Origin of the sequence: Streptococcus oralis (assembly GCF_023109315.1) — a bacterium.
In the GTDB taxonomy this organism is placed as follows: Bacteria; Bacillota; Bacilli; order Lactobacillales; family Streptococcaceae; genus Streptococcus; species Streptococcus oralis_BS.
In genome coordinates, this window is record NZ_JALDUF010000017.1 from 1 (window position 1) to 1,289 (window position 1,289).

The 1,289-nt window shown below is 39.6% G+C and carries 1 protein-coding gene; it reads right to left on the reverse strand.

Annotated elements, in window-relative coordinates; all coding sequences use genetic code 11:
• Positions 1-1,289: Cna B-type domain-containing protein (locus M1F74_RS10055; RefSeq protein ID WP_247947027.1), on the reverse strand; the 1,289-nt coding region annotated here is incomplete at both ends.

Below are 1,289 nucleotides of genomic sequence, written 5' to 3' on the forward strand. Positions count from 1 at the left end.
TCTTTGTCCGTAGTAACTGTTGAGGTATATTCTTTCACAGCCACTTCTTTGACAGTGTACTTGATTTCTTGACCATTTTCATACTTAGGAAGTTTTTTAGATTCAAACTTCCAACCAGTTTTTTCTGAAACTTCAATTTCTTGAACGACTTTATCGCCATTAAGAATTTGAACTTTCACTTTATCTGCACGTTTGCCATCTTGGTTGTTGTTATCTTTCCAAACCTTAGTTCCTGAAAGGATAACTGTATCTGGTGTGTAATTGTTTGTCACTACTTGACCAGTTACAGAGGCTTTATAGCCAGCTGGTACATCTACTTCATCGATAGAGTAAGTAATTTCTTTACCAGCTTCGAATTGTGGAAGATTTGTGAAGGATGCTACCCAAGTGTTAGCGTCAGTCTTATCCTTAGCTGTCAAGGTTAATTTCTTACCTTCAACAGCTACTGGATCTGCATCTCCTACTTTTTTATAAAGTTGAACCGTTACGGACTCAGGACGTTTGCCGTCTTGGTTGTTCGCATCGTTCCATACTTTTGTTACCTTGTAGTCGATTTCTTTTGGCGCATATTTGTTTGTGATGGTAAAGTCTGTAATAGTTGATTCGTATTCTGCTACGGCTTCTTCTGTTACAGTGTATTTGATTTCTTTACCAGCTTTATATTTTGCTAATTTTTCGAATGTAGCAGTCCAAGTTCCGTCTGCGGCTGCTTGAACTTCTTTCGATGCGACTTTCTGACCGTCTGCTAAAAGATTGATTGTAATCTTAGTTGGACGTTTGCCGTCTTGGTTATTCGCGTCATCCCAGTTCTTAGTAGCTGTGATGTCAACTGTTTCTGGAGAATAGCTATTTGTGATAGTGAATCCTGATGCAGCGTCACCAGTAACTTCTGGAGCGTAACCAGGAACAGTTACTTCTACTACTGTGTACTTAATAGGTGTACCACCCTTATCAGCATCAAGGCCTGTGAAGCTTCCAGTCCAACCGTTCGCTTCAGTCAATGTAAGTGTCTTACCTGTATCTTGACCATCTGCAAGCAATTTAACTGTAACAGACGCTGGACGTTTACCATCTTGGTTGTCCTTATCATCCCATTTTTTCGTCACAGAAACCGAAGTTTTCGCTGGTGTGTATTTGTTTGTAAATACAAGATCTTTTGCTTCTTTTGAAACCGTTGCTTTCAATTCAGTCGCACTTACTTTTTCAACCGTTACTTCAACTTCTTGAACTGTCTTATCGTAAGTGATTCCTGCTTCAGAGCCCTCAACTTCTGAGATAGTGTACTTGTG